This window comes from Actinomycetospora chlora, assembly GCF_039542135.1.
GTDB lineage: Bacteria > Actinomycetota > Actinomycetes > Mycobacteriales > Pseudonocardiaceae > Actinomycetospora > Actinomycetospora chlora.
In genome coordinates this window covers 57,572-78,691 of sequence record NZ_BAABHO010000008.1, presented here as the reverse complement: position 1 = coordinate 78,691, position 21,120 = coordinate 57,572, and the positions used below count along the sequence as shown (strand labels likewise).

Below are 21,120 nucleotides of genomic sequence, written 5' to 3'. Positions count from 1 at the left end.
ACGGTGACGACCTCGACGACCTCTCCGGCCCGGGACACCGACACCCGCACCGACGGCGCCCCGCCGCGCCCCCTCGACGCCGACGCCACCCCGGCCGAGGGCGAGTCGCCCTGGATGCGACGGCTGCCGTGGGTCAGCGGGCCGCTGATGCTGCTCGCGCTGCTCGGGGTGTGGCAGTTCGCGGTGTCCGTCGTCGGCGTCTCGGAGTTCATCCTCCCCGCGCCCGCGGCGGTCGTCGGGGCGCTCGGCGACCTGTTCGCCGACCCCGACATCGGCGGCCACATCGGCGTCACGCTGCTCGAGGTGCTGGCGGGCTTCGGCATCGCCCTCGTGGTCGGGGTCGCCGTCGGCGCGACCCTCGGGCGCATCGCCTGGCTGCAGCGCGCGGTGCAGCCGGCGCTGGTCGCCCTGCAGGTCGTGCCGAAGGTGGCGTTCGTCCCGATCTTCGTCATCTGGTTCGGGTTCGGGCCCACCTCGAAGATCATCATGGCGGCGCTGCTGGCGTTCTTCCCGATCATGCTCAACGTGATGCTCGGGGTGCGCTCGGTGGACCGCGGGCACCGCGACGTCATGCGGGGCCTGGGCGCGGGGCGGTGGGCGACGTTCCGCGACATGGAGCTGCCGACGACGCTGCCCTACGTCTTCGCCGGCGCCGAGGTGGCCATCGTGTTCTCGGTGATCGGCGCGATCGTCGGCGAGTACCTGGGCGGCAGCGAGGGCCTCGGCTACCTCGTCGTGTCGAGCCTCAACGCCCTCGACGCGCCCCGGCTGTTCGCCGTGATCGTCCTGCTCGCGGTGCTGGGCTCGCTGCTCTACGTCGCCGTGACGACGGTGAAGAAGCTCGTGATCCCCTGGCACGACTCGGTGCGCACCGGGGTCTGAGCAGGGAGGCGGGCTACACCTCGGGCGGGCGGTAGACCGGGATGGCACCCGGCGCTATCCGGAAGGTGAACCGGTCCGCGTCGGGCTGCACCTCGCCGTCCGTGGCCAGCCCGACGGCCGGGCCCACGACGCGCACCGAGAGCCGCGTGCGCGACATCGCCGTGTAGACGCGGCTGCGCGAGAGCGTCCCGCCGAGCACCGAGAGCACGAACCGGGTGCGGGAGAAGGGCACGTCGGCCCGCAGGTAGCGCACGTCGAGCACCCGGGCGTCGAGGCGCGGACGGAACAGCGGGGCCATGCCGCGGGGCTCGTAACCGCCGTTGCCGACGAAGAGCAGCCAGATCGTGTGCCGGCGGCCGTCGAGCTCGACGACGAGCGGGCTCGCCTCGGCCAGCACGCGGACCAGCGCGAACGCCGCCGACGGCCACTTGCCCCAGCGGTCCTCCCACTGCTCGCGCAGCCGGACCATGTCGGGGTAGCCGCCGAGGCTCGCGGTGTTGACGAACGCGACCGTGCGGTCGACCCCGTTCTCGGTGGAGGCCATGTCGACCACCCCGACGTCGACGAGCACGGCCTCGCCGTCGCGGGCCGCGGCGAGCGCCGAGGGCGTGTCGTCGATGCCGACGTCGCGGGCGAAGTGGTTGAGCGTGCCCTCGGGCAGCACCACCAGGGGAACCCGGCGGCGCTGCGCGAGCCCGGCCAGCGCCGCCACCGAGCCGTCGCCGCCGGCCACGCCGACCGCGCGCGGGGCGATGCCGTCGGGGGCCGGGCGGTCGAGGGCCGCCTCGACCTCCTCGACGAAGTCGACGCCGGCCTCGGGGACGATCACCTGGGCGCGGGGGAGGACCTCGTGGATCGCCGACGGCGGCGCCGGGGGCGCGTCCTCCTCGGGCTCGTCGGCGCCGAGCACGGGGGCCACGATCTGGCCCAGCGTCTCCAGCGCGCCCGGGGTGCCGGCCGAGCTGTTGGCCACGATGACGAGCCCGGAGCCGTCGGCCAGCGGCGGGGCGTCGCCGGCGGGGCGGGCGCGGGCGGGCGCGTGGCGCACCACCGGCCACCAGCGCCGGGTCAGGGCCGCCACGCCGGCGCCGAGCAGGGCGCCGGCCAGCACGTCCTCGACCGTCCGCTCGCCCAGGGAGATCCGCGCGGCGGACACGCCGACCGCCACCGGCACCAGCGCGGCGCCCAGCACGGGCGACTCCATGGCCGCGGCCAGCACGAACGCCGACGACGACGCCGCGTGCGCCGACGGGAACCGCCGTCCCCACGGGCGGGCCCGCGGGAGCAGGGGCTTGGCCAGCCCGTGGGCGATCCCCGAGGTCGCCGCGGCGGCCATGACGCCGCGCACGCCGGCACGTCGGCGGGGTCCCCGCCCGGACGCCACGAGACCGCCGGCGACCACGGCCCAGAGCAGGCCGCGGTCCGCGGTGCGGTCGAGTCGCTCGAGCCAGAGGGGGAGGCGGGAGGTCACGGGCCGGCTCAGCGGCCGGTCGCGCGCTGCGGCCACAGCGCCTCGTCGCGCCGGTAGACCGGCACGGGGTGGTCGGCGACGCGGTAGCGCAGGCGCCGGCCGCGGCCGACGACCTCGCCGTCGGCCGCCACGTCGACGGGGCCGTCGAGCAGCTCGATGTCCAGCGACCGCATGGCGCTCTCCTGGTAGATCCGGTTGTGCCCGAGCACGCCCGTGGCCAGCGCGAGGAACGCCCGGACGCGGGCGAACCGCCGGTCGGCGCGCAGGTAACGGACCTCCAGCACGCCGGTGTCCAGCCGGGGGCGGTACGACGGCACCATCCCGGTCGGGACGTACGGCCCGTTGCCGACGAACAGCATCCACACCGACCGTTCCACGCCGTTGAGGCGGACACGGATGGGCCGACTGCGCTTGAGCGTGACGAGCAGCGCGGCGATCGCGGAGGGCCATTTGCCCCAGGTCTTCTGCCACTCCTCGCGCAGCCGGACCATCTCCGGGTAGCCGCCGAACGCCGAGGTGTTGACGAAGACGATGCGCCGGGGCTCCTGGCGACCCTCCAGGTCGGCGTGGACGCGCAGCTCGCCGAGGTCGACCGCGACGGCCTCGCCCGCGCCGGTCGCGTCGATGGCCTCCTGGGTGTCGTAGACCCCGACATCGCGTCCGAAGTGGTTGAGCGTGCCCGCCGGGACGACGGCCAGCGGCAGGTCGAGGTCCTCGGCGACCCGGGCGGCGGCGGCCACCGACCCGTCGCCGCCGGCGATGCCGAGCGCGCGGACGCCGGGCTCGCGCGCCGCCGACGACAGCGTCTCGACGAGGTCGGCGCCGTCCTCGAGGCGCAGCACCCGGGCGCGGGGCAGGGCGGTGGCCAGCGTGTCGTGGGGGTCGACGCCCGCCTTGCCCGAACGGGTGTTGACGAGCACGACGAGCCCCTCGCCGTCGGGCAGCGAGGGGGCGCCGGCGACGGGGCGGGCGGCGGCCTCGTCGATGTCGCGGATCGGGAGCCAGCGCCGGGTGGCCAGGGCGGCGAGGGTGCCGAGCCCGACGCCGGCGGCGACGTCGGTGGTCCAGTGCACGCCGACGTGCACCCGCGAGTAGGCGACGGCGGCGGCCAGCGGGACCACCCACGACGCCGCCTTCGGGCTCTCCATGGCCACGGCCGTCGCGAAGGCCGCCGCGGACGCCGCGTGGCCGGAGGGGAACGACGACGAGGTCGGCGGGTCGTCCAGGGACCGGTGGGACGGCAGGAGCTCGGCGGCGGGCCGGCGGCGGGGGACCAGGGGCTTGAGCACGCCGTTGGCCAGCAGGCTCGCGCCGGCGATGGCGAGGACGCCGCGCAGCGCGCCCCGGCGGGTGTGCCGGGTGCCCGCGGCGAGGACGCCCGCCGCCACGAACCAGAGCTTGCTGTGGTTGGCCGAGCGCGTCAGCGCACCCAGCGCAGGGTCCGCCACCGTGTAGGGCAGGTGACCGATCGCGGTGGTGATGCGGCAGTCCTGGTCGTTGACGTCGGCGAGGCGGCGACGGCTCCCGCGCGCCCCCTGGCGCACCCGGCGCCCCACGCCGTGGGAGATGTCCGATGCCAGTTCGCGTCCCGGGAGCGCCACGGCACCGACCGTAGTGATCCGGTCCCGACGCACCGTGACCCGGCCGATCGCCGAGCCTCCAGACCGGTCCGGCTCCGCTGCGCTCCGCGTCCTCCGCAGCCCGCTCCACTGACCTAGGGTGGAGGGATGCAGCGGAGGATTTACGGGGTCGAGACCGAGTTCGGTGTCACCTGCACCTTCCACGGCCAGCGGCGGCTCTCGCCGGACGAGGTCGCCCGCTACCTGTTCCGCCGGGTCGTGTCGTGGGGACGCTCGTCGAACGTCTTCCTCCGCAACGGCTCGCGGCTCTACCTCGACGTCGGCAGCCACCCGGAGTACGCCACCGCGGAGTGCGACTCGCTGACCCAGCTCGTGGCGCACGACAAGGCCGGCGAGCGCATCCTCGAGGACCTCCTGCTCGACGCGGAGCGCCGCCTGGCCGACGAGGGCATCGGCGGCGACATCTTCCTGTTCAAGAACAACACCGACTCGGCCGGCAACTCCTACGGCTGCCACGAGAACTACCTGGTCGGCCGCTCGGGCGAGTTCTCCCGCATCGCCGACGTGCTGCTGCCGTTCCTCGTCACCCGCCAGCTCATCGCGGGTGCGGGCAAGGTGCTGCAGACCCCGCGGGGCGCCGTCTACTGCCTGTCCCAGCGCGCCGAGCACATCTGGGAGGGCGTCTCGTCGGCCACGACGCGCAGCCGCCCGATCATCAACACCCGGGACGAGCCGCACGCCGACGCCGAGCGCTACCGGCGCCTGCACGTCATCGTCGGCGACTCGAACATGTCCGAGGTCACCACGCTGCTCAAGGTGGGCACCACCCACCTGGTGCTCGAGATGATCGAGCAGGGCGTGCAGTTCCGGGACTTCACGCTCGACAACCCCATCCGTGCCATCCGGGAGATCAGCCACGACCTCTCGGGCCGACGCCCGGTGCGCCTGGCCGGGGGACGGGAGGCGAGCGCGCTGGACATCCAGCGCGAGTACCACGCCCGCGCCGTCGAGCACGTCGCGCGCCGCGGCTCGGACCCGATCACCGACCGTGTCGTCGAGCTGTGGGGTCGCACGCTCGACGCCGTCGAGCGCCAGGACCTCTCGCTGATCGACCGCGAGGTCGACTGGGCGATCAAGCACCGCCTGGTCGAGCGCTACCGGTCCCGCAACGACCTCGGGCTCTCCAGCCCGCGGGTGGCCCAGCTCGACCTCGCCTACCACGACATCCGTCGCGGCCGCGGGATCTTCGACCTGCTCCAGCGCAAGGACATGGTCGACCGCGTCACCGACGACGGCGAGATCGAGGCGGCCAAGGACACCCCGCCGCAGAGCACGCGCGCCAAGCTGCGCGGCGACTTCATCGCCGCCGCCCAGGCCGCCGGCCGCGACTTCACCGTGGATTGGGTGCACCTCAAACTGAACGACCAGGCCCAGCGAACCGTCCTCTGCAAGGACCCGTTCCGCGCCGTCGACGAACGCGTCGACCGCCTGATCGCGACCTTGTAACGAGGGACACGTCGGCGGCGTGCGTCGGGGGCGCACGAGGTAACCCGGGACGGCCCCAGCACGCACTGCCCGACGACGCCGAGGACGGCACGAGAACGCTGATGGAGCACCAGCCCCGCACCTCCCGACTGCACCAGCCGGGCCCTCTCCCGGGTGACGCAGCACCGAGCACGCTGCACGACGTGCCCCCGGCGCCGGTCGACGACGCGGTCGTCGGCACGGTCCTCGGCGGCCGCTACCGCATCGGCGAGTGCATCGGCGCCGGGGCGATGGGCGTGGTGTGGACGGCGTGGGACCGGCGGCTGCGGCGCACGGTCGCGGTCAAGCAGCTCGCCGCCCGCGGCCACCGCGACGCCACCGAGGAGCGCGTCGCCCGCGCCCGGGCCATGCGGGAGGGCCGCATCGCCGCCCGCGTCGTGCACCCGCGGGCGATCGCCGTGCTCGACGTGGTGGTCGACGACGGCGGCATCAGCGGCGGGCCCTGGCTGGTCATGGAGTACCTGCCGTCGCGCTCGCTGGCCGCCCTGCTCGCCGAGAGCGGCCCGCTGGAGCCGCGCGAGGCCGCCTGGGTCGGCGCCCAGGTGGCGGACGCCCTCGGCGCCGTGCACGAGGCGGGGATCGTCCACGGCGACATCAAGCCGGGCAACGTCCTCATCACCGACGACGGCACCGCCAAGATCACCGACTTCGGGGTCTCCCGCGCCACGTGGGACACGACGTCCACCGGCGGCGGGATGGTGGCCGGGACGCCCGGCTACTTCGCGCCCGAGGTCGCCCGCGGCGGCGACCCGACGCCCGCGTCCGACATCTTCTCCCTCGGCGCGACGCTCTACGCCGCGGTCGAGAACGAGCTGGTGTGCGGCCGGCACGACAACACCCTCGCCGTGCTCCACGCGATGGCCGAGGGGCGCCTGCGCCCGGCGACCCGCGCCGGCGTCCTCGGGCGCCCGCTGGCGGCCATGCTGCGCCTCGACCCCGAGCACCGGCCGGGCACCGGCGCCGTCGAGCGCGCGCTGCGCGCCCGGGCCGGCACCACGCCGTTCGTGCCGCCGCCGCGCTCGGCCCCCGCCGAGGGCCAGGCCGCCGAGGCCCCCGAGCCCTCAGCGGTCCCGGTGGCCCCGGCGGTCCCCGCCCCGCGCGTCGACACCGCGGACCTGCCCGCGACGGCCGGGGCGGGAGACGCAGCGGAGCGGAGCTCGACCCATCGAGGGGCGCCGGCCGTGGCCGACGAGCCTGCGGCGGCGTCCGCTCCGGCCGCGGCGGCCACCCCGGCGGCTGCGGCCCCGAGGATCAGCCCCCTCATGACCCCGGCGCTCGGCATGGAGCGGCGCCGGGAGGGCCGGCGCCGGCGGGTCGCCGTCGTCGCGGCCGCCTCCGGGGCCGTGCTGGCCGCCGGGATCGGGGTGGCCGTGGCCGCCGGCACCGGCGGGAGCACGGTCGCCGCGCCGTCCGCACCCCAGCCCGGCGTGCCGACGACGACGGCACCGGCCGATCCCCTGGGCGGCGCCGGCGCGCCCGACACCCCGACCCCGACGCCCAGCGTCGCCGCGCCCCTCTCGCCGAGCGACCCGGCCGACCCGGCCGCGTCCGCGGACCCGGCCACGGTCGTCACCGCCTACTACGCGTCGCTGCCCGACGACATCGACGGCGCCTGGGGGGTGCTGTCCGACCAGGCCAAGGACGAGTCCGGCGGCTACGACGGCTACCGCCGCTTCTGGTCGGGCATCAGCGACGTCCGGGCGACGAACGTGTCGGAGCGCGGCGACGTCGTGACCGCCGACATCGAGTTCACCACCGCCGGCGGGCGCAGCACCCGGGAGAACTACCGGTTCGAGGTCGACCGCGACGACGACGGCCAGCTGCGCATCCAGCGTGCCCAGCGCAGCTCGGACTCCAGCTGATCGCTCGGACGCGCCGGGCACGGCGTTCGAACACCTGGGCGAGACCTCGGTAGGCTCTCCGCCGTGACGACCAGCCCGTCCGCGCGTGCCGAACGCCTGGTCAACCTCGTGCTCTGCCTGCTGTCCACCCGGCAGTACCTCAGCGCCGAGCGGATCCGCGCCACGGTGCCGGGGTACTCCGACGTGGCCTCGGACGAGGCGTTCTTCCGGATGTTCGAGCGGGACAAGTCCGAGCTGCGCGAGCTCGGGGTGCCGCTCGAGACCGGGCGGTCGACGCTGGCCGAGCCCGTGGACGGCTACCGGATCGCGCGCGGCGACTACGAGCTGCCCGACATCGACCTCGCCCCCGACGAGGCCACCGCCGTCGCCCTCGCCGCCCGCCTGTGGGACTCCCCGGCGCTGGCCGGCGCCGCCCGCACGGCGCTGCAGAAGCTGCGCGCGGCCGGCATCGCGGTCGACCCGGACGCGGCGTCGGCCGTCCAGCCCCGGCTGCGGGCCGCGGAGAAGGCGTTCGCGCCCCTGCTCGCCGCGAGCCGGGCCGGGCGCGTCGTCACCTTCACCCACCGGTCGAACCCGACCGCCGAGGCCCGCACCCGCACCGTCGAGCCCTGGGGCGTCGTGTCGTGGCGGGGCCGCTGGTACCTCGTCGGGCACGACCGCGACCGCGAGGACGTGCGCTGCTTCCGCCTCTCCCGCATCGGCGACGACGTCCGCGCGGTCGGGCCGCGGGGTGCGGTGACGCCACCGCCCGGCGTCGACCTCGTGGCGCTCGTGGCCGCGTCCGCCGGCCCGCCGCCGCCGACGGGCCGCGCCCGGATCCGCCTGACGCCCGGGCGCGCCGAGGGCCTGCGCCGCGGCGCCCACCCGGACCCGCAGGGCGACCCCGACGTCGTCGAGATCGACCTCTCCCGCGTCGACACCGCCGCCCGCTGGGTCGCCGGCCACGGCCCGGACGCCGTCGTCCTCGAGCCCCCGGAGCTGCGCAAGGCCGTGGTGGCGCTGCTGCGGGGCTCGCTGGACCCGGCCCCCGAGCACGCGGCGAGCGCGCCGTGACCGCCGGCGTCTCCGAGCGTCTGCCCCGGCTGCTGACGCTCGTGCCCTACCTGCTGGCCCGGCCCGGCATCCCGGTGGCGGAGGCGGCGGCCGACTTCGGCGTCGCCGAGGCCCAGCTGCGCCGCGACCTCGAGCTGCTGTGGATGTGCGGCCTGCCCGGTTACGGGCCCGGCGACCTCGTCGACCTCTCGTTCGAGGGCGACACCGTCACCGTCACCTTCGACGCCGGCATGCGCCGCCCGCTGCGGCTCTCCGGGGCCGAGGCGGCCACCCTCGCCGTGGCGCTGCGGGCGCTCGCCGACGCGCCGGGGATGGTCGACGCCGACGCCGTCCAGCGCGCCCTGGCCAAGATCGAGGACGCCGCGGGCCGCGCCGGCAGCCCCGCGCCCGACGACCCCGAGCCCGGTGGCGACGGTGTCGCCGTCGGCCTGGGCCGGGTGCCCGGCGGCGCCGAGGACGCGGTGCGGCGCGCCGTCGAGACGGGGCGGGCGCTGCGCCTGACCTACTACTCGGCCTCCCGCGACGCCGTCGGCCGCCGGGTCGTCGACCCGATGCGCCTCCTGCTCGTCGACGCCTCGGCCTACCTCGAGGCGTGGTGCCGCCAGGCCGAGGGCGTGCGGCTGTTCCGGCTCGACCGCGTCGACGACGCCGAGGTGCTCGACGAGCCCTCCGCCCCGCCGCCCGGGGCCCGCGGCCGCGAGGGGTCGGGGGAGGACCTCCTGCGCCCCGACGACGGCGCGCACGTCGCCGCCCTCGTGCTCGGCCCGGCCGCCCGCTGGGTCGCCGAGTACTACCCGGTCGAGAGCCTGCACGCCGCCGACGACGGCTCGGCCCGGATCACGATGCGCTACGGCGACCGCGACTGGATGGTGCGCCTGCTCCTCGGACTCGGCGACGCCGTCGAGGTCCTCGCCCCGCCCGAGCTCGTCGACGCCCGCGCCGCCCGCGCCCGCGAGGCCCTGGCCGCCTACGGCGAGGGCGAGTAGGACCGGCGCCTCCTCGAGGAACGAACGGCGCTCTCGCGGCTTCGCAAGCAGCGAGAGCGCCGTTCGTTCTGGGGGACGGCGCGCGAACGGGTGTGCACGCTGGTCCGGGCGGCCGCTGGGGCGCGGACGCCGCGCGCTCGGCCGTTCACCGTCCGGTCACGGCAGGGCGTTAGGGTCGAGGACGTGCCGTACCTGTGGAGCGTCGTGGCGGTGGTCGCCGCGCTCGTGGTGCTCGGGGTGGTCGTCGCCGCGCTGCTCGGGCCCGTCAAGCGGTTCGGCGTGGTCGCCGGCGCGGCGCGGGAGCAGCTCGGCCGGGACGCGGGTCTCGTCAACGCCCGGGTGGCCGCGCTCAAGGTCCGCCTCGCCGACCGCCGCGCGTAGCATCGGCCCCACCGTGGAAGGAGCCACACCGTGAGCGAATGGGTCATCGTCGCGATCGTCGGCGTGGTGCTGCTGTTCAGCGCCAAGAAGCTGCCCGACATGGCACGGGGGCTGGGCCAGTCGATGCGCATCTTCAAGGCCGAGACCCGCGGGCTGCGCGAGGACGAGCAGGCGTCGAAGGGCGGCCACGCCTCGGCCGAGCCGCAGGCGCCCGGCCGCCAGATCGACCAGGCCCCCGACGGCGCCCCCCAGCAGGACACGGCGCGGTCCCCGCAGCCGGGCTCTAGCTCCTCGTAGTCGGTGGTGACGTCCTCCGGGTCCCGCGCCCGGTGGTGGCGCAGCCTGCGCTGGCCCGGGGCGCGCCGTCGGGCCAACCCCGACGGCACGATGACGCTCGTCGAGCACATCTACGAGCTGCGCCGGCGCCTCGCGATCGCGCTGTTCGCCGTCGCGGTGGGCACGGTGCTCGGCTTCGTCTGGTACACCGCGCACCCGTTCGGGCTGCCCTCGCTCGGGCAGATCCTCACCGAGCCCTACTGCGCGCTGCCGCCCGAGAACCGGGTCCAGTTCGGCGGCGGGCAGGAGTGCCGGCTCGTCGCGTTCGGGGTGTTCGAGCAGTTCACCCTGCGCCTCAAGGTCGGCGCGGCGGCGGGCGTGATCATGTCGAGCCCGATCTGGTTCGCGCAGCTCTGGGGCTTCATCACGCCCGGGCTGTACGCGAAGGAGAAGCGCTTCGCGTACACGTTCGTGGGCACCGCGGTGGTGCTGTTCACCGCCGGCGCCGTGCTGGCGTACTTCGTGGTCACGCAGGCCCTGCAGTTCCTGTTCACCGTCGGCGGTGACATCCAGGAGACCGTCCTGCGGGGCTCGGACTACTTCAGCCTGCTCGTCGCGCTCCTGGTGATCTTCGGGGTGAGTTTCGAGCTGCCGCTGCTGGTGGTGATGCTCAACCGCGTCGGGGTGGTCTCGTACGCGCAGCTCAAGCGCTGGCGACGGGGCCTGATCTTCGGGCTGTTCGTGTTCGCGGCCGTCGCCACGCCCGGCCAGGACCCCATCTCGATGCTCGCGCTGGGCGTCTCGCTGGTCGTGCTGCTCGAGTTCTCGATCCAGGTCGCGCGGGTGCACGACAAGCGCGTCGCCCAGAGGCGCCTCGAGCAGGGCTGGGACGGGATCGACCCCGACCAGCCCTCCCCGCTCGACGACCGCCTCGGATCCACGTCGCCGCCGCCCGGTCCCGCGCCGCGGATCCAGCCCCTCCCGCCGCAGGAGCCCTCGTCCGACCGGTGGGACGTCACCTGAGCCAGAGGTAGCAGCCCGAGATGTGACACTGTGGAGACCATGGCCACTCGCGCCACGCGCTCTCCCGCCGAGGCCTACGAGCAGGCTCGTACCCGCTCCGCACATCCTCAGCTGTCCCGCTTCGCCGCCGGGCTCTCGTTCGAGCTCGACGACTTCCAGCGCCGCTCCTGCCTGGCCCTCGAACAGGGCCACGGCGTGCTGGTGTGCGCCCCGACCGGCGCCGGCAAGACCGTCGTCGGCGAGTTCGCCGTGCACCTGGCGCTCGCCCGCGGGCAGAAGTGCTTCTACACGACGCCGATCAAGGCGTTGTCGAACCAGAAGTACGCCGACCTCGTGGAACGCCACGGTGAGGACGCGGTCGGGCTGCTGACGGGCGACGCCGCGATCAACGGGCACGCGCCGGTGGTGGTGATGACCACCGAGGTGCTGCGCAACATGCTCTACGCGGAGGCGCCGGCGCTCGAGGGCCTCGCCTACGTCGTCATGGACGAGGTGCACTACCTCGCCGACCGCTTCCGCGGCGCCGTGTGGGAGGAGGTCATCCTCCACCTGCCCGAGCACGTCCAGCTGGCGTCGCTGTCCGCGACGGTGAGCAACGCCGAGGAGTTCGGCGACTGGCTGGTCACCGTCCGCGGCGACACCACGGTCGTCGTCGACGAGACCCGGCCGGTGCCGCTGTGGCAGCACATGGTGGTCGGGCACCGGATGTTCGACCTGTTCGCGGAGGAGCGCCGCGGCGGCACGGCCGCCCTGAAGGTGGACCCGACGCTCGTGCGGGCCGTCGCCGAGATCGACCGCGGGCCCTCGGTCCGGGGCGGCCGGGCCCGCTCCGGCCCGCCGGGGCGCAACGGCGACCGGCGCGGGGGCCCGGGGCGCCGGCAGGGTCCGCCGGGACGCGGCGGTCCGTCGGGCTTCCGGCCGCCGTCGCGGGTGGACGTCATCGAGCGCCTCGACGCGGCCGGGCTGCTGCCGGCGATCACGTTCATCTTCAGCCGGGCCGGCTGCGACGCCGCGGTGACGCAGTGCGTGCGCTCGGGCCTGCGGCTGACCGCGCCCGAGGACGTGGCGGTCATCCGCGAGGTGGTCGAGCGCCGCACGGCGGGGCTGCCGGACGCCGACCTGGAGGTCCTGGGCTACTGGGAGTGGCGCGAGGGCCTCGAGCGCGGGGTCGCGGCGCACCACGCCGGGATGCTCCCGGCGTTCAAGGAGACGGTCGAGGAGCTGTTCGTCCGCGGCCTGGTGCGGGCGGTGTTCGCCACCGAGACGCTCGCGCTGGGCATCAACATGCCGGCGCGCACCGTCGTGCTCGAGAAGCTCGTCAAGTACAACGGCGAGGCGCACGTCGAGCTGACGCCGGGGGAGTACACGCAGCTCACGGGCCGGGCCGGGCGCCGGGGCATCGACGTCGAGGGCCACGCGGTGGTCGTGTGGACGCCGGGGGTGGACCCGGAGCAGGTCGCCGGCCTGGCGTCGACCCGCACGTACCCGCTGCGCTCGTCGTTCCGGCCGGGCTACAACATGGCCGTCAACCTCGTCGACCGTCTCGGGGTCGAGGACGCCCGCGAGCTGCTCGAGCAGTCGTTCGCGCAGTTCCAGGCCGACCGCAGCGTCGTCGGGCTGGCGAAGCGGCTGGAGAAGAACCGCGAGGCCCTCGCCGGGTACGCCGAGGCCGCCGGCGGGCGCACCGGCGACGACGCCGACTTCCGGTCGTTCGCCGAGTACATGGACCTCCGCCGGCGCGTGTCCGAGCGCGAGAAGATGCTCGCCCGCCAGGGCCGCTCGGCGCAGAAGGCGGAGGCGGCGGAGTCGCTGGAGTCGCTCAAGCCCGGCGACGTCATCGCCGTGCCGGGCGGCAAGCGCGCGGGCCTGGCCGTGGTGCTCGACCCGGGCATCGACCGCAGCCCGCGCGGGATGGAGCCGCGGCCGCTGGTGTGCACCGAGGACCGGTGGGCCGGGCGGCTCTCGCTGGCCGACTTCCCCGAGCCGGTCGGGGTGCTCGGCACGATGAAGCTGCCCCGCAAGGTCGACCACCGCATCCCGCGGGTGCGCCGCGACGTCGCCAACGCCCTGCGCGAGACCGGGCTCGAGCCGCCGACGCGCACGGGCTCGGCCCGGCGGCGCCGGGGCGCGGAGAACGAGGACGTCGAGCTCGCGACGCTGCGCCGGGCCCTGCGCGCCCACCCCTGCCACGAGGCGCCCGACCGCGACGAGCGCGCCCGCTGGTACGAGCGTCACCAGCGCCTGGAGCACGAGACCGACCAGCTCCAGCACCGCGTGCGCTCCACGACGCACTCGCTCGCCCGGAACTTCGACCGCATCCGCGGCCTGCTCCACGAGCGCGGCTACCTCGACGACGCGCCCGACGCCGAGCAGGGCGTCACCGAGGACGGGCGGCGGCTCTCCCGGCTGTGGGGCGAGTCCGACCTGCTGGTGGCCGAGTGCCTGCGCCAGGGCATCTGGCGCGGCCTGGGGCCGGCCGACATCGCCGCGGTGGCGTCGTCGCTGGTCTACGACAGCCGCCGCGACGACGGCGGCGTCCCGCGGGTGCCCGAGGACGCGACGGCCGCCATCGAGGCGACGGTGGCGCTGTGGTCGGGCCTCGTCGCCGACGAGCGTCGTCACCACCTCGACCGCACCCGCGAGCCCGACCTGGGCTTCGCGTGGCCGGTGCACCGGTGGGTCCGCGGCGACACCCTGGCGAGCGTCCTCGCCGGGGCCCACGCGCACGGCATCGAGCTGTCCGCGGGAGACTTCGTGCGCTGGTGCCGGCAGGTCGTCGACCTGCTCGACCAGATCCGCTCCGTCGCGGGCACCGAGGACACCGTCGGGCGCGCGGCCGCGGACGCGGTCCGCGCCATCCGGCGCGGGGTGGTCGCCGTCGGGGAGGGCTGAGGCATGAGCACGCCGCCGGACGAACCGGGCACCGGGGAGGCGTCCCCGTGGGCCCGTCCGGACGGGTCGGTGCCCGCCGAGCGGGGCACCGACGAGCAGCCCACCGAGCAGCCGGACCAGGCGCAGCACCGGCCGACCGACCCCGCCTTCGCGCGCCCGGGCGGCGGCGAGGCCCCGACGACGCCCGGTGCGGCCGGTCCGGGCGGCTGGGGCCAGCCGACGGGCCACGGCCAGCAGCCCTACGGCCAGCCGCCGCCCGGCCAGGCCCCCTACGGCCAGGCCCCCTACGGCCAGGCCCCCTACGGCCAGGCGCCCTACGGCCAGCAGGGCTACGGCCAGCAGGGCTACGGCCAGCAGCCGTACGGCCAGCAGGGTTACGGCCAGCAGGGTTACGGCGTCCAACCCCCGCACGGCGCCCCGCCCGGCACCGGGCAGTTCCCGCAGCCGGGCCCGCAGGGCACCTCGGTGTGGGCGGCGCCCCCGGCGCAGGGCGGCGCGCCGCCCGGATGGGGTCAGCCGACCCAGGGCTGGGGCGGCCCGTACCCGCCGCGGACGCGCCGCCCCTTCCCGTGGAAGGTCGTCGGCATCGTGCTCGGCGCGCTGCTGCTCGTGGCGCTGGTCGTCGTCGGGCTGCTGGCGTTCGTGGTGGGTCCGAAGTTCGCGCGGGTGGACGTCCTCGACGGTGACGCGGTGGCCCAGGGCGTCACGCGCGTCGTCACCGAGGACTGGCGCCGGCAGATCACGGGGGTCTCGTGCCCCTCGGACCAGGAGGTCCGCCCGGGCGTGCGCTTCACCTGCTCCGCGACTGTCGACGGGCGCCCCGCCCAGGTGCCCGTGGCGATCCTCGACCAGCAGGGCACGTACTCGGTCGGCCAGCCACGCTGATGGCCACCCTCGACGACGTCCGCCGCCTCGCGCTGGCGCTCCCGCGCACCGGCGAGAAGCAGTCGTGGGGCTCGGCGCACTGGACGGTGTCGTCGAAGGGCTTCGTGTGGGAGCGGCCGCTGCGCCGGGGCGACGAGGAGGCCCTGCGGGCCGCCGGCGTGCCGCTGCCCGTGGGTGACGTGCTGGGCGTGCGGGTGGCCGACGAGGGCGTCAAGCAGGCCCTGCTCGCCGACGACCCGGACGTCTACTTCACGACGCCGCACTTCGACGGCTACCCCGCGGTGCTCGTGCGCCTCGAGCGGATCGGCGAGGACGAGCTGCGCGAGCTCGTCGAGGAGGCCTGGCTGCAGCGGGCCCCACGGACCGTCTCGGCGGCCTGGCTGGCCGAGCAGGGCCGCGGCTAGGGCGCGTCCTCGCCCCTCAGGGCGGCGACGAGCCGGTCGACCGAGCCGGTGAGGTTCCAGCGCTCCGCGAGCGCGGTGAGCGCGTCGGTGTCCACGGGGCCGTGGGGGAGGGTCCGGCGCTCGCCGGTCCAGTCGATGGGCGCGTCGGGCGCGACGACCACGACCTTCGGGGCCTGGACGAGGTAGTCGCCGGCCTTGGCCATCTTGGCCCGCACCGCCGAGGACATCCGCTGGTCCGAGCGGTCGAGGACGGCGCCGATCATCTCGTCCCAGGAGCCGAACTTGGACACCACCTGCGCGGCGGTCTTCTCCCCGATCCCGGCCACGCCGGGCAGCCCGTCGGAAGGGTCGCCGCGCAGCATCGCCATCTCCGCGTAGCCCGCCCCGGCGCGGTCCACCGGCACCCCGTACCGGGCGGCGACGTCCTCGGGGCCGTAGAGCTCGTACTTCGACACCCCGCGCGCGATGTAGACCACGCGCACGGGCGTCGGCTCGTCGCGCACCAGCTGGAGCAGGTCGCGGTCGCCGCTGACGACCTCGACGGCGTCGGCGGCCTCGGTGGCGCACAGGGTGCCGATGACGTCGTCGGCCTCGTAGCCCTCGGCCCCGGCGGTCGGGATCCCGGCCGCGGCGAGCACCTCGAGGATGATGTCCACCTGCGCGCCCAGCTCCGGCGGGGCGGCCTCCGCGTCGGGCGCGCCGCCGACGGGGGAGGACGGGTCGCCGGCCGAGGGGTCGACCCGGTGGGCCTTGTACGACGGGAGCGCCTGCACCCGGAACGCCGGGCGCCAGTCGCGGTCCAGGCAGGCGACGACCGCGCCCGGCTGCCGTTCGCGCACGAGGCGGGCGACCATGTCGCAGAACCCGCGGGCCGCGTTGACCGGCGTGCCGTCGTCGGCGGTCAGGCTCATGGGCACGCCGTAGAAGGCGCGGAACCACAGGCTGGCCGAGTCGAGCAGCATCACCGGCGCGACGGGGCTCGAGGGTCCGGCTCCGCTGCGCTTCGCGTCCATGGCGAGAGCCTCCCACGACCCCCCGCGCACGCCCGGCCGCACACGGTCAACGGGGGTTGACGCACCCCCGGGGGAGGAGTGCTCTGGCCTGGTGGACGTGATGGACGTGGCCGTGGTCGGTGCGGGACCCACCGGGCTGGTGAGCGCCGTCGGCCTGGCCCGGCGGGGTCACCGGGTGGCGCTCGTCGACAACGACCCGGGACCCGCGTCGGAGGAGCGCTGGGAGCGGCGCGGGGTCATGCAGTTCCACCACCCCCACGCCTTCCGGCCGCAGGCCGTCGCGGTGCTGTCCGGCGAGGTGCCCGACGCGGTGCGCGCGATGGTGGCCCGCGGCGCCGAGCCGATCGACCGGACCGGGACCGTCGCGACGACCGGTGGCGTCGTGCCGGCCGGGGCCGGGCTGCGGTCCCGGCGGATGGTCGTCGAGCGCGAGCTGCGCCGGGTCGCCGAGCGCGAGCCGGGCGTGACGACGGTCCTCGGCCGCGCCGACGCGGTCCTCGCCGACCGTGGCCGGGCGCGTGGCGTCCGCGTGGGGGACCGGCGGCTCGACGCCGACCTCGTCCTGCTGGCCACCGGACGCGCCGGGCACCTCGCCGACGACCTGCGGGCGCCCGGGGAGTCCGCCGACTGCGGCGTCGCCTACGTGTCGCGCCAGTACCGGCTCCGGCCGGGCGCGGCGTTCCCGCCCATGGGGTTCCCGGTCCTCGAGTTCGCGGGCCACGACGGCTACGCGGCGGTGGTCTTCCCCCACGACGACGGGGTGTTCTCGGCGCTCATCGCGCGCCCCGTCACCGACGCCCGCCTCACCGCGCTGCGCCACGAGGCGGCGTGGGAGGCGGCGGCCCGGGCGGTCCCGCTGCTCGCGACCTGGACCGACCCCGGACGCGCCGTCCCCGTCACCCCCGTCCTGCCGGGCGGGCGCCTCCACAACACCTACCGGGGCCAGCTCGACCCCGACGGCCGGGTCCCGCTGCCGGGGCTGGTGTTCCTCGGCGACGCCGTGTGCACCACCAACCCGACGGCCGGCCGCGGGATCGCGACGTCGCTGATGCAGGTCGAGCGGCTCCTCGCCCTGCTCGACGAGCACCCCGCCGACGCCGCCGACGCCGTCCTCGCGCTGGACGCCTGGTGCACCGAGCGGATCCGCCCCTGGTACGAGGACCACCTGGCCGTCGACGCCGCCCAGCTCGACCGCTGGGCCGGCGTCGACGTCGACCCCGCCCGCCCGCCGACCTCGGACCTCGTCGCGGCCGCCGCCCAGGTCGACCCGTCGCTGATGCCGGTGGTCGGCCCCTACCTCGACATGTCCGCCCTGCCCGCGACGCTCACGGCGGTGCACCCGCGCGTGCAGGAGATCTACGCCTCGGGGTGGCGGCCGGGGTTCGTGCGGGGGCCGACGGTGGACGAGCTCGCGGAGCTGGTCGCCGCGTCCTCCGGTCCGGCGGCGACGGCCTTCGCGTAGCGCGTCCCCGCCGCGAGCAGCACGAGCCCGGCGCCGAGGAAGGCGGCGACCCGGGCGAGGCCGTCGAGGGCGGTGAGGTCGAACAGCAGCAGCTTGACCAGCGCCGACACCACCAGCACGCCGCCGAGCACGCGGGGCAGCGACGACTGCAGGCCCCGGACGAGCAGCACCAGGGCGAGCGCGGTCCAGGAGACCGTCACGAGGACGTGGCCGACCAGGAACGCGTCGCGGGTGGGGGAGACGAGCAGGGCGGCGCTGATGACGGTGCCCGTCGCGCCGTAGAGGCCGACGACGCCCAGCCCGGCGCCCGCGACCGCGGCCCGCGACCGGTCGGCCAGCAGGCCCAGCCGCGCGAGGGCGACGAGCCCGACGACCGCCGCCGCCGCGAGCAGCAGCGAGGTCGCCAGGGCGCCCACGAGCGCGCCGACGGCGCCGGCCGTCGCGGTCCCGCCCGGCGCGGTGACCACGAACGGGGAGACGGGGAAGTCGACGACGAGGTCGACCGGGGCGTCCGTCCCGAGGGCGGCGACGAGGCCGACGAGCCCGAACACCGCGCCGGCCACGAGCGGCCCGGTGCGGCGGGTGGCGGCCGCGGCGACGCCGAGGACGGCCGCCTCGGCGAGCACCGGCACGGCCAGCGGGCCGGAGCCGATCGCGACGGCGGTGGCGACGAGCAGCGCGGCGGTGGCGCCGCCACCGGCGACCAGGGCGAGGGCGCGGTGCCCGGTCGGCGCGCCCACGCGGTCCAATCCCGTCACCAGGGCGAGCAGTGCCACGGCGACCAGCCCGGCCAGCAGGGTGCCCGGGACGCGGGCCAACCCGATCGCCACGAGCAGCACCGGGAGCACCGGGCCGCCGAGCAGGGACACGGCGACGGCCTGGTTCGAGGCCCCGAGCAGGACCGCGGTGACGCCCCCGGCGACGAGGACGGCGACGACGGCGAGCGTCGTGGGGAGGTCGGCGTCGATGACGTCGGCCCCGCCCGCGAGCAGCCGGACCGCCGCGCCCAGCGCCGCCACCGTCGACGCCACGGCGGCGACGGTCGCGACCCGCGGCCAGGCGCGGCGGCGGGCCACGACGACGGCGCCGACCTGCGCACCGAGCAGCAGGGCGACCAGCGTCGGCGTCAGCGCGCCGACGACGAGGGGCGCGGCCAGGGCCGAGGCGACGAGCACGCCGAGGGCGAGGCCCTCGTGGCGCCAGCGGTCGGCGAGCAGGAACCCGCCTGCGGTCACGAGCAGGGCGATCGGCACCGCGACCGCGACGGGCAGGAAGGCGTAGAGCGAGACCGCGGCCGCGTCGGCGAGGAAGAGCGCGGCGACGCCGGTGACGACCAGGGCGACGGCCCCGTCGACGGCGCGCTCGCGTACCCGCACGCCGATGCCGGCCAGCACCAGGCCCAGCGCGGCACCGGCGAGCACGCGCGCCTCGGGGCCGAGCCAGCCGCGGTTGGCGGCCAGGACCAGCAGCAGCACGATGCCCAGCACCGTCATGGCGGCGCCGGTGACCGCGAGCAGGCGGGCCGGGGACCAGGCGATCCGCGGGGTCCGGGGCGCGGCGGGCGGTGGCACCGGGGGCCCAGGGCGCCGGACGGGCCAGCCGCGCGGGGGCGCCCAGGTGCCGGCGGGCGGGGGCGACCAGCCGGGTGGGGCCGGCGGGGGGCCCAGGGGCGGCGCGGGCGGGGGAGCGGGCCGCGCGAGCGGGGCGGAGGCCGGGGGCGGCGTGGTCGTGGCCCGGGCGCTGCGCAGGCCGTCGAGGGAGGCGCGGATGCGGGCGACCTCGCGGCCGACGCCGGCGAGGTCGTCGTCGAGCCGGGCGATCAGGGCGTCGGGGGACAGCGGTGTGGTCATGGAGCGCAGCGTCCCGGACCGCCGATCGGTCGCCCAGGGGACAACTACCTAGTCGCCCCCGCCGGCCCGCGTGGCGGGCGGGTGGATCGGGCACAGGCCCGTCGCCGGCGCCCGGCCGGCCACGAGGAGAGGAGAGCTCATCCATGAGCGACATCACCGACAAGGTCGACAAGGCCTACGCCGACAAGTCCGTCTCCGACATCGCCGACGCGCCGGTCGACGCCCTCAAGGGCGTCAGCGAGGGCGACGCCGAGAAGCTCAAGGAGGCGTTCAACATCAAGACCGTGCGCGACCTGGGCACCAACAAGTACTTCCTCTGGGCCCAGGCCATCGCGAAGCTCGCCGACTGATCCGGCCACCCGCGCGTCGCGGGCGCGTCCGCGCAGGGCGCGCCCGCACCGCGCGGCGCTGACCTAGGCTCGGCGACCATGAGCGGCAGCGCCCCCGACCCCGTGACGGCCCGACTCGCCCGCGCCCGCGCGGCGGCCCGCGAGGCCGGCGTGGACGCCCTCGTCGTCACCCCGGGGCCCGACCTGCAGTACCTCACCGGCGTCGTCAAGCACTCCCACGAGCGCCTGTCGGCCCTGCTGCTGCCGGCCGAGGGTGACGTCGCGTTCGTCGTCCCGACCCTGGAGCGGCCCGGGCTGGCGGGTTCGGCGGTCGACGGCATGGACGCGCTGACCTGGACCGACGGTGTCGACCCGCACGCCCTCGTGGCGTCGCGGCTGGGCGACGTGCGCCGGGTCGCGGTCGTCTCGGACATGCCCGCCCTGCACGTGCTGGGCCTGCGGGACGCGATGCCCGGCGCGACGCTCGAGCTCGCCACGCCGATCCTGCGGCAGCTGCGGATGCGCAAGGACGACGCCGAGGTGGCGGCGCTGCGCCAGGCCGGCGCCGCGATCGACGACGTGCACGCCCAGGTGCCCGACTGGCTGGTGGCGGGACGCACCGAGGCCGAGGTCGGCGCCGACATCACCCGCGCGATCGTCGAGGCCGGCCACGCGGAGGCCGCGTTCGTCATCGTCGGCTCGGGGCCCAACGGCGCGAGCCCCCACCACGAGGTGTCCGACCGGGTGATCCAGGCCGGGGACGTCGTCGTCGTGGACATCGGCGGGCCGCTGCCCGACGGCTACAACTCCGACTCCACGCGCACCTACGTCGTCGGCGAGCCCGCGGGCGACGTCCGCGAGGTCTACGACGTGCTGCAGCGGGCCCAGGCCGCGGCGGTCGACGCCGTGCGGCCCGGGGTGACGGCCGCGAGCATCGACGACACCGCGCGGGCGATCATCGCCGACGCCGGCTACGGCGAGTACTTCGTGCACCGCACCGGCCACGGCATCGGGCTCGAGGTGCACGAGGAGCCCTACATCGTCGGCGGCAACGACCTCGTGCTCGAGCCGGGGATGGCGTTCAGCATCGAGCCGGGGATCTACTTCCCGGGCCGCTGGGGCGCGCGGATCGAGGACATCGTCGTGGTCACCGACACCGGGTGCGAGGCGGTCAACCGGCGCCCGCACGACCTGCTGTCGTGCTGACGACGCCACGACGCAGCCCG

General features: G+C 76.3%; 18 protein-coding genes. 14 read left to right on the top strand and 4 right to left on the bottom strand.

The window, feature by feature from the left end; all coding sequences use genetic code 11:
* Positions 1–3: 3 nt before the first annotated feature.
* On the top strand, positions 4–882 hold the full coding sequence (locus tag ABD994_RS07155; RefSeq protein ID WP_345412309.1) for an ABC transporter permease: 879 nt from the start codon (positions 4–6) through the stop codon (positions 880–882).
* Positions 883–895: 13 nt separating this feature from the next.
* On the opposite strand, the gene ABD994_RS07150 is transcribed toward ABD994_RS07155, so the two are convergent.
* Complete coding sequence (locus ABD994_RS07150) at positions 896–2,353, bottom strand: bifunctional phosphatase PAP2/diacylglycerol kinase family protein (protein ID WP_345412307.1); 1,458 nt, start codon at positions 2,351–2,353, stop codon at positions 896–898.
* Between the two features lie 8 nt (positions 2,354–2,361).
* Positions 2,362–3,897 carry a bifunctional phosphatase PAP2/diacylglycerol kinase family protein gene (locus tag ABD994_RS07145; RefSeq protein WP_425550039.1) on the bottom strand — a complete coding sequence of 512 codons (1,536 nt, stop codon included), beginning with the start codon at positions 3,895–3,897 and terminating at the stop codon, positions 2,362–2,364.
* A gap of 183 nt (positions 3,898–4,080) precedes the next feature.
* Between ABD994_RS07145 and pafA the strand changes: the two genes are divergently transcribed.
* The 10 genes from pafA to ABD994_RS07095 all read left to right on the top strand — a co-directional run bounded on the left by pafA (position 4,081) and on the right by ABD994_RS07095 (position 15,240).
* Positions 4,081–5,439 (top strand): Pup--protein ligase, encoded by a 1,359-nt coding sequence (pafA, locus tag ABD994_RS07140; RefSeq protein WP_345412303.1) that lies wholly within the window; start codon positions 4,081–4,083, stop codon positions 5,437–5,439.
* Between the two features lie 182 nt (positions 5,440–5,621).
* Positions 5,622–7,340: a serine/threonine-protein kinase gene (locus tag ABD994_RS07135; RefSeq protein WP_345412301.1), complete on the top strand. Its 1,719-nt coding sequence runs from the start codon at positions 5,622–5,624 to the stop codon at positions 7,338–7,340.
* A 63-nt stretch (positions 7,341–7,403) separates the two neighbouring features.
* Positions 7,404–8,393: a helix-turn-helix transcriptional regulator gene (locus ABD994_RS07130; RefSeq protein ID WP_345412299.1), complete on the top strand. Its 990-nt coding sequence runs from the start codon at positions 7,404–7,406 to the stop codon at positions 8,391–8,393.
* The gene (locus tag ABD994_RS07125; RefSeq protein WP_345412297.1) at positions 8,390–9,379 is read left to right on the top strand and encodes a helix-turn-helix transcriptional regulator; all 990 of its coding nucleotides are present in this window, start codon (positions 8,390–8,392) and stop codon (positions 9,377–9,379) included. Before ABD994_RS07130 ends, ABD994_RS07125 begins: the two co-directional genes overlap by 4 nt.
* A 183-nt stretch (positions 9,380–9,562) precedes the next feature.
* Positions 9,563–9,760, top strand: a complete 198-nt coding sequence (locus tag ABD994_RS07120; protein ID WP_345412295.1) for a hypothetical protein — start codon at positions 9,563–9,565, stop codon at positions 9,758–9,760.
* Positions 9,761–9,790: 30 nt separating this feature from the next.
* Positions 9,791–10,057 carry a Sec-independent protein translocase subunit TatA gene (tatA, locus tag ABD994_RS07115; RefSeq protein ID WP_345412292.1) on the top strand — a complete coding sequence of 89 codons (267 nt, stop codon included), beginning with the start codon at positions 9,791–9,793 and terminating at the stop codon, positions 10,055–10,057.
* Positions 10,058–10,063: 6 nt separating this feature from the next.
* A complete protein-coding gene (tatC, locus tag ABD994_RS07110) occupies positions 10,064–11,059 on the top strand; it encodes a twin-arginine translocase subunit TatC (RefSeq protein ID WP_345412290.1) in 996 nt (331 codons plus the stop codon).
* 39 nt (positions 11,060–11,098) lie between these two features.
* Positions 11,099–13,951: a DEAD/DEAH box helicase gene (locus tag ABD994_RS07105; protein WP_345412287.1), complete on the top strand. Its 2,853-nt coding sequence runs from the start codon at positions 11,099–11,101 to the stop codon at positions 13,949–13,951.
* A 3-nt stretch (positions 13,952–13,954) separates the two neighbouring features.
* The gene (locus ABD994_RS07100; RefSeq protein ID WP_345412284.1) at positions 13,955–14,836 is read left to right on the top strand and encodes a DUF4333 domain-containing protein; all 882 of its coding nucleotides are present in this window, start codon (positions 13,955–13,957) and stop codon (positions 14,834–14,836) included.
* Positions 14,836–15,240 (top strand): MmcQ/YjbR family DNA-binding protein, encoded by a 405-nt coding sequence (locus ABD994_RS07095; RefSeq protein ID WP_345412280.1) that lies wholly within the window; start codon positions 14,836–14,838, stop codon positions 15,238–15,240. The genes ABD994_RS07100 and ABD994_RS07095 overlap by 1 nt, the downstream gene beginning before the upstream one ends.
* Here the strand turns inward: ABD994_RS07095 and ABD994_RS07090 are convergent.
* On the bottom strand, positions 15,237–16,253 hold the full coding sequence (locus ABD994_RS07090) for a 5'-3' exonuclease (RefSeq protein ID WP_345412278.1): 1,017 nt from the start codon (positions 16,251–16,253) through the stop codon (positions 15,237–15,239). The genes ABD994_RS07095 and ABD994_RS07090 overlap by 4 nt on opposite strands.
* A gap of 100 nt (positions 16,254–16,353) precedes the next feature.
* On the opposite strand from ABD994_RS07090, the gene ABD994_RS07085 reads away from it, so the two are divergent.
* The gene (locus tag ABD994_RS07085; RefSeq protein ID WP_345412469.1) at positions 16,354–17,715 is read left to right on the top strand and encodes an FAD-dependent oxidoreductase; all 1,362 of its coding nucleotides are present in this window, start codon (positions 16,354–16,356) and stop codon (positions 17,713–17,715) included.
* On the opposite strand, the gene ABD994_RS07080 is transcribed toward ABD994_RS07085, so the two are convergent.
* Positions 17,610–19,565 carry a DUF2339 domain-containing protein gene (locus tag ABD994_RS07080; RefSeq protein WP_345412276.1) on the bottom strand — a complete coding sequence of 652 codons (1,956 nt, stop codon included), beginning with the start codon at positions 19,563–19,565 and terminating at the stop codon, positions 17,610–17,612. The genes ABD994_RS07085 and ABD994_RS07080 overlap by 106 nt on opposite strands.
* 143 nt (positions 19,566–19,708) lie before the next feature.
* Between ABD994_RS07080 and ABD994_RS07075 the strand changes: the two genes are divergently transcribed.
* Together ABD994_RS07075 and ABD994_RS07070 are read left to right on the top strand one after the other, a co-directional pair.
* On the top strand, positions 19,709–19,915 hold the full coding sequence (locus ABD994_RS07075) for a hypothetical protein (protein WP_345412274.1): 207 nt from the start codon (positions 19,709–19,711) through the stop codon (positions 19,913–19,915).
* Between the two features lie 78 nt (positions 19,916–19,993).
* On the top strand, positions 19,994–21,100 hold the full coding sequence (locus ABD994_RS07070) for a M24 family metallopeptidase (RefSeq protein WP_345412272.1): 1,107 nt from the start codon (positions 19,994–19,996) through the stop codon (positions 21,098–21,100).
* Positions 21,101–21,120 lie beyond the last annotated feature (20 nt).

What these genes read in the sequence shown, in the direction of transcription:
- pafA (WP_345412303.1), top strand. Translation starts at nt 4,081, where the DNA reads ATGCAGCGGAGGATTTACGGGGTCGAGACCGAGTTCGGTGTCACCTGC.
- ABD994_RS07105 (WP_345412287.1), top strand. Translation starts at nt 11,099, where the DNA reads ATGGCCACTCGCGCCACGCGCTCTCCCGCCGAGGCCTACGAGCAGGCT.
- ABD994_RS07100 (WP_345412284.1), top strand. Translation starts at nt 13,955, where the DNA reads ATGAGCACGCCGCCGGACGAACCGGGCACCGGGGAGGCGTCCCCGTGG.
- ABD994_RS07095 (WP_345412280.1), top strand. Translation starts at nt 14,836, where the DNA reads ATGGCCACCCTCGACGACGTCCGCCGCCTCGCGCTGGCGCTCCCGCGC.
- ABD994_RS07090 (WP_345412278.1), bottom strand. Translation starts at nt 16,253, where the DNA reads ATGGACGCGAAGCGCAGCGGAGCCGGACCCTCGAGCCCCGTCGCGCCG.
- ABD994_RS07085 (WP_345412469.1), top strand. Translation starts at nt 16,354, where the DNA reads ATGGACGTGGCCGTGGTCGGTGCGGGACCCACCGGGCTGGTGAGCGCC.
- ABD994_RS07080 (WP_345412276.1), bottom strand. Translation starts at nt 19,565, where the DNA reads ATGACCACACCGCTGTCCCCCGACGCCCTGATCGCCCGGCTCGACGAC.
- ABD994_RS07075 (WP_345412274.1), top strand. Translation starts at nt 19,709, where the DNA reads ATGAGCGACATCACCGACAAGGTCGACAAGGCCTACGCCGACAAGTCC.
- ABD994_RS07070 (WP_345412272.1), top strand. Translation starts at nt 19,994, where the DNA reads ATGAGCGGCAGCGCCCCCGACCCCGTGACGGCCCGACTCGCCCGCGCC.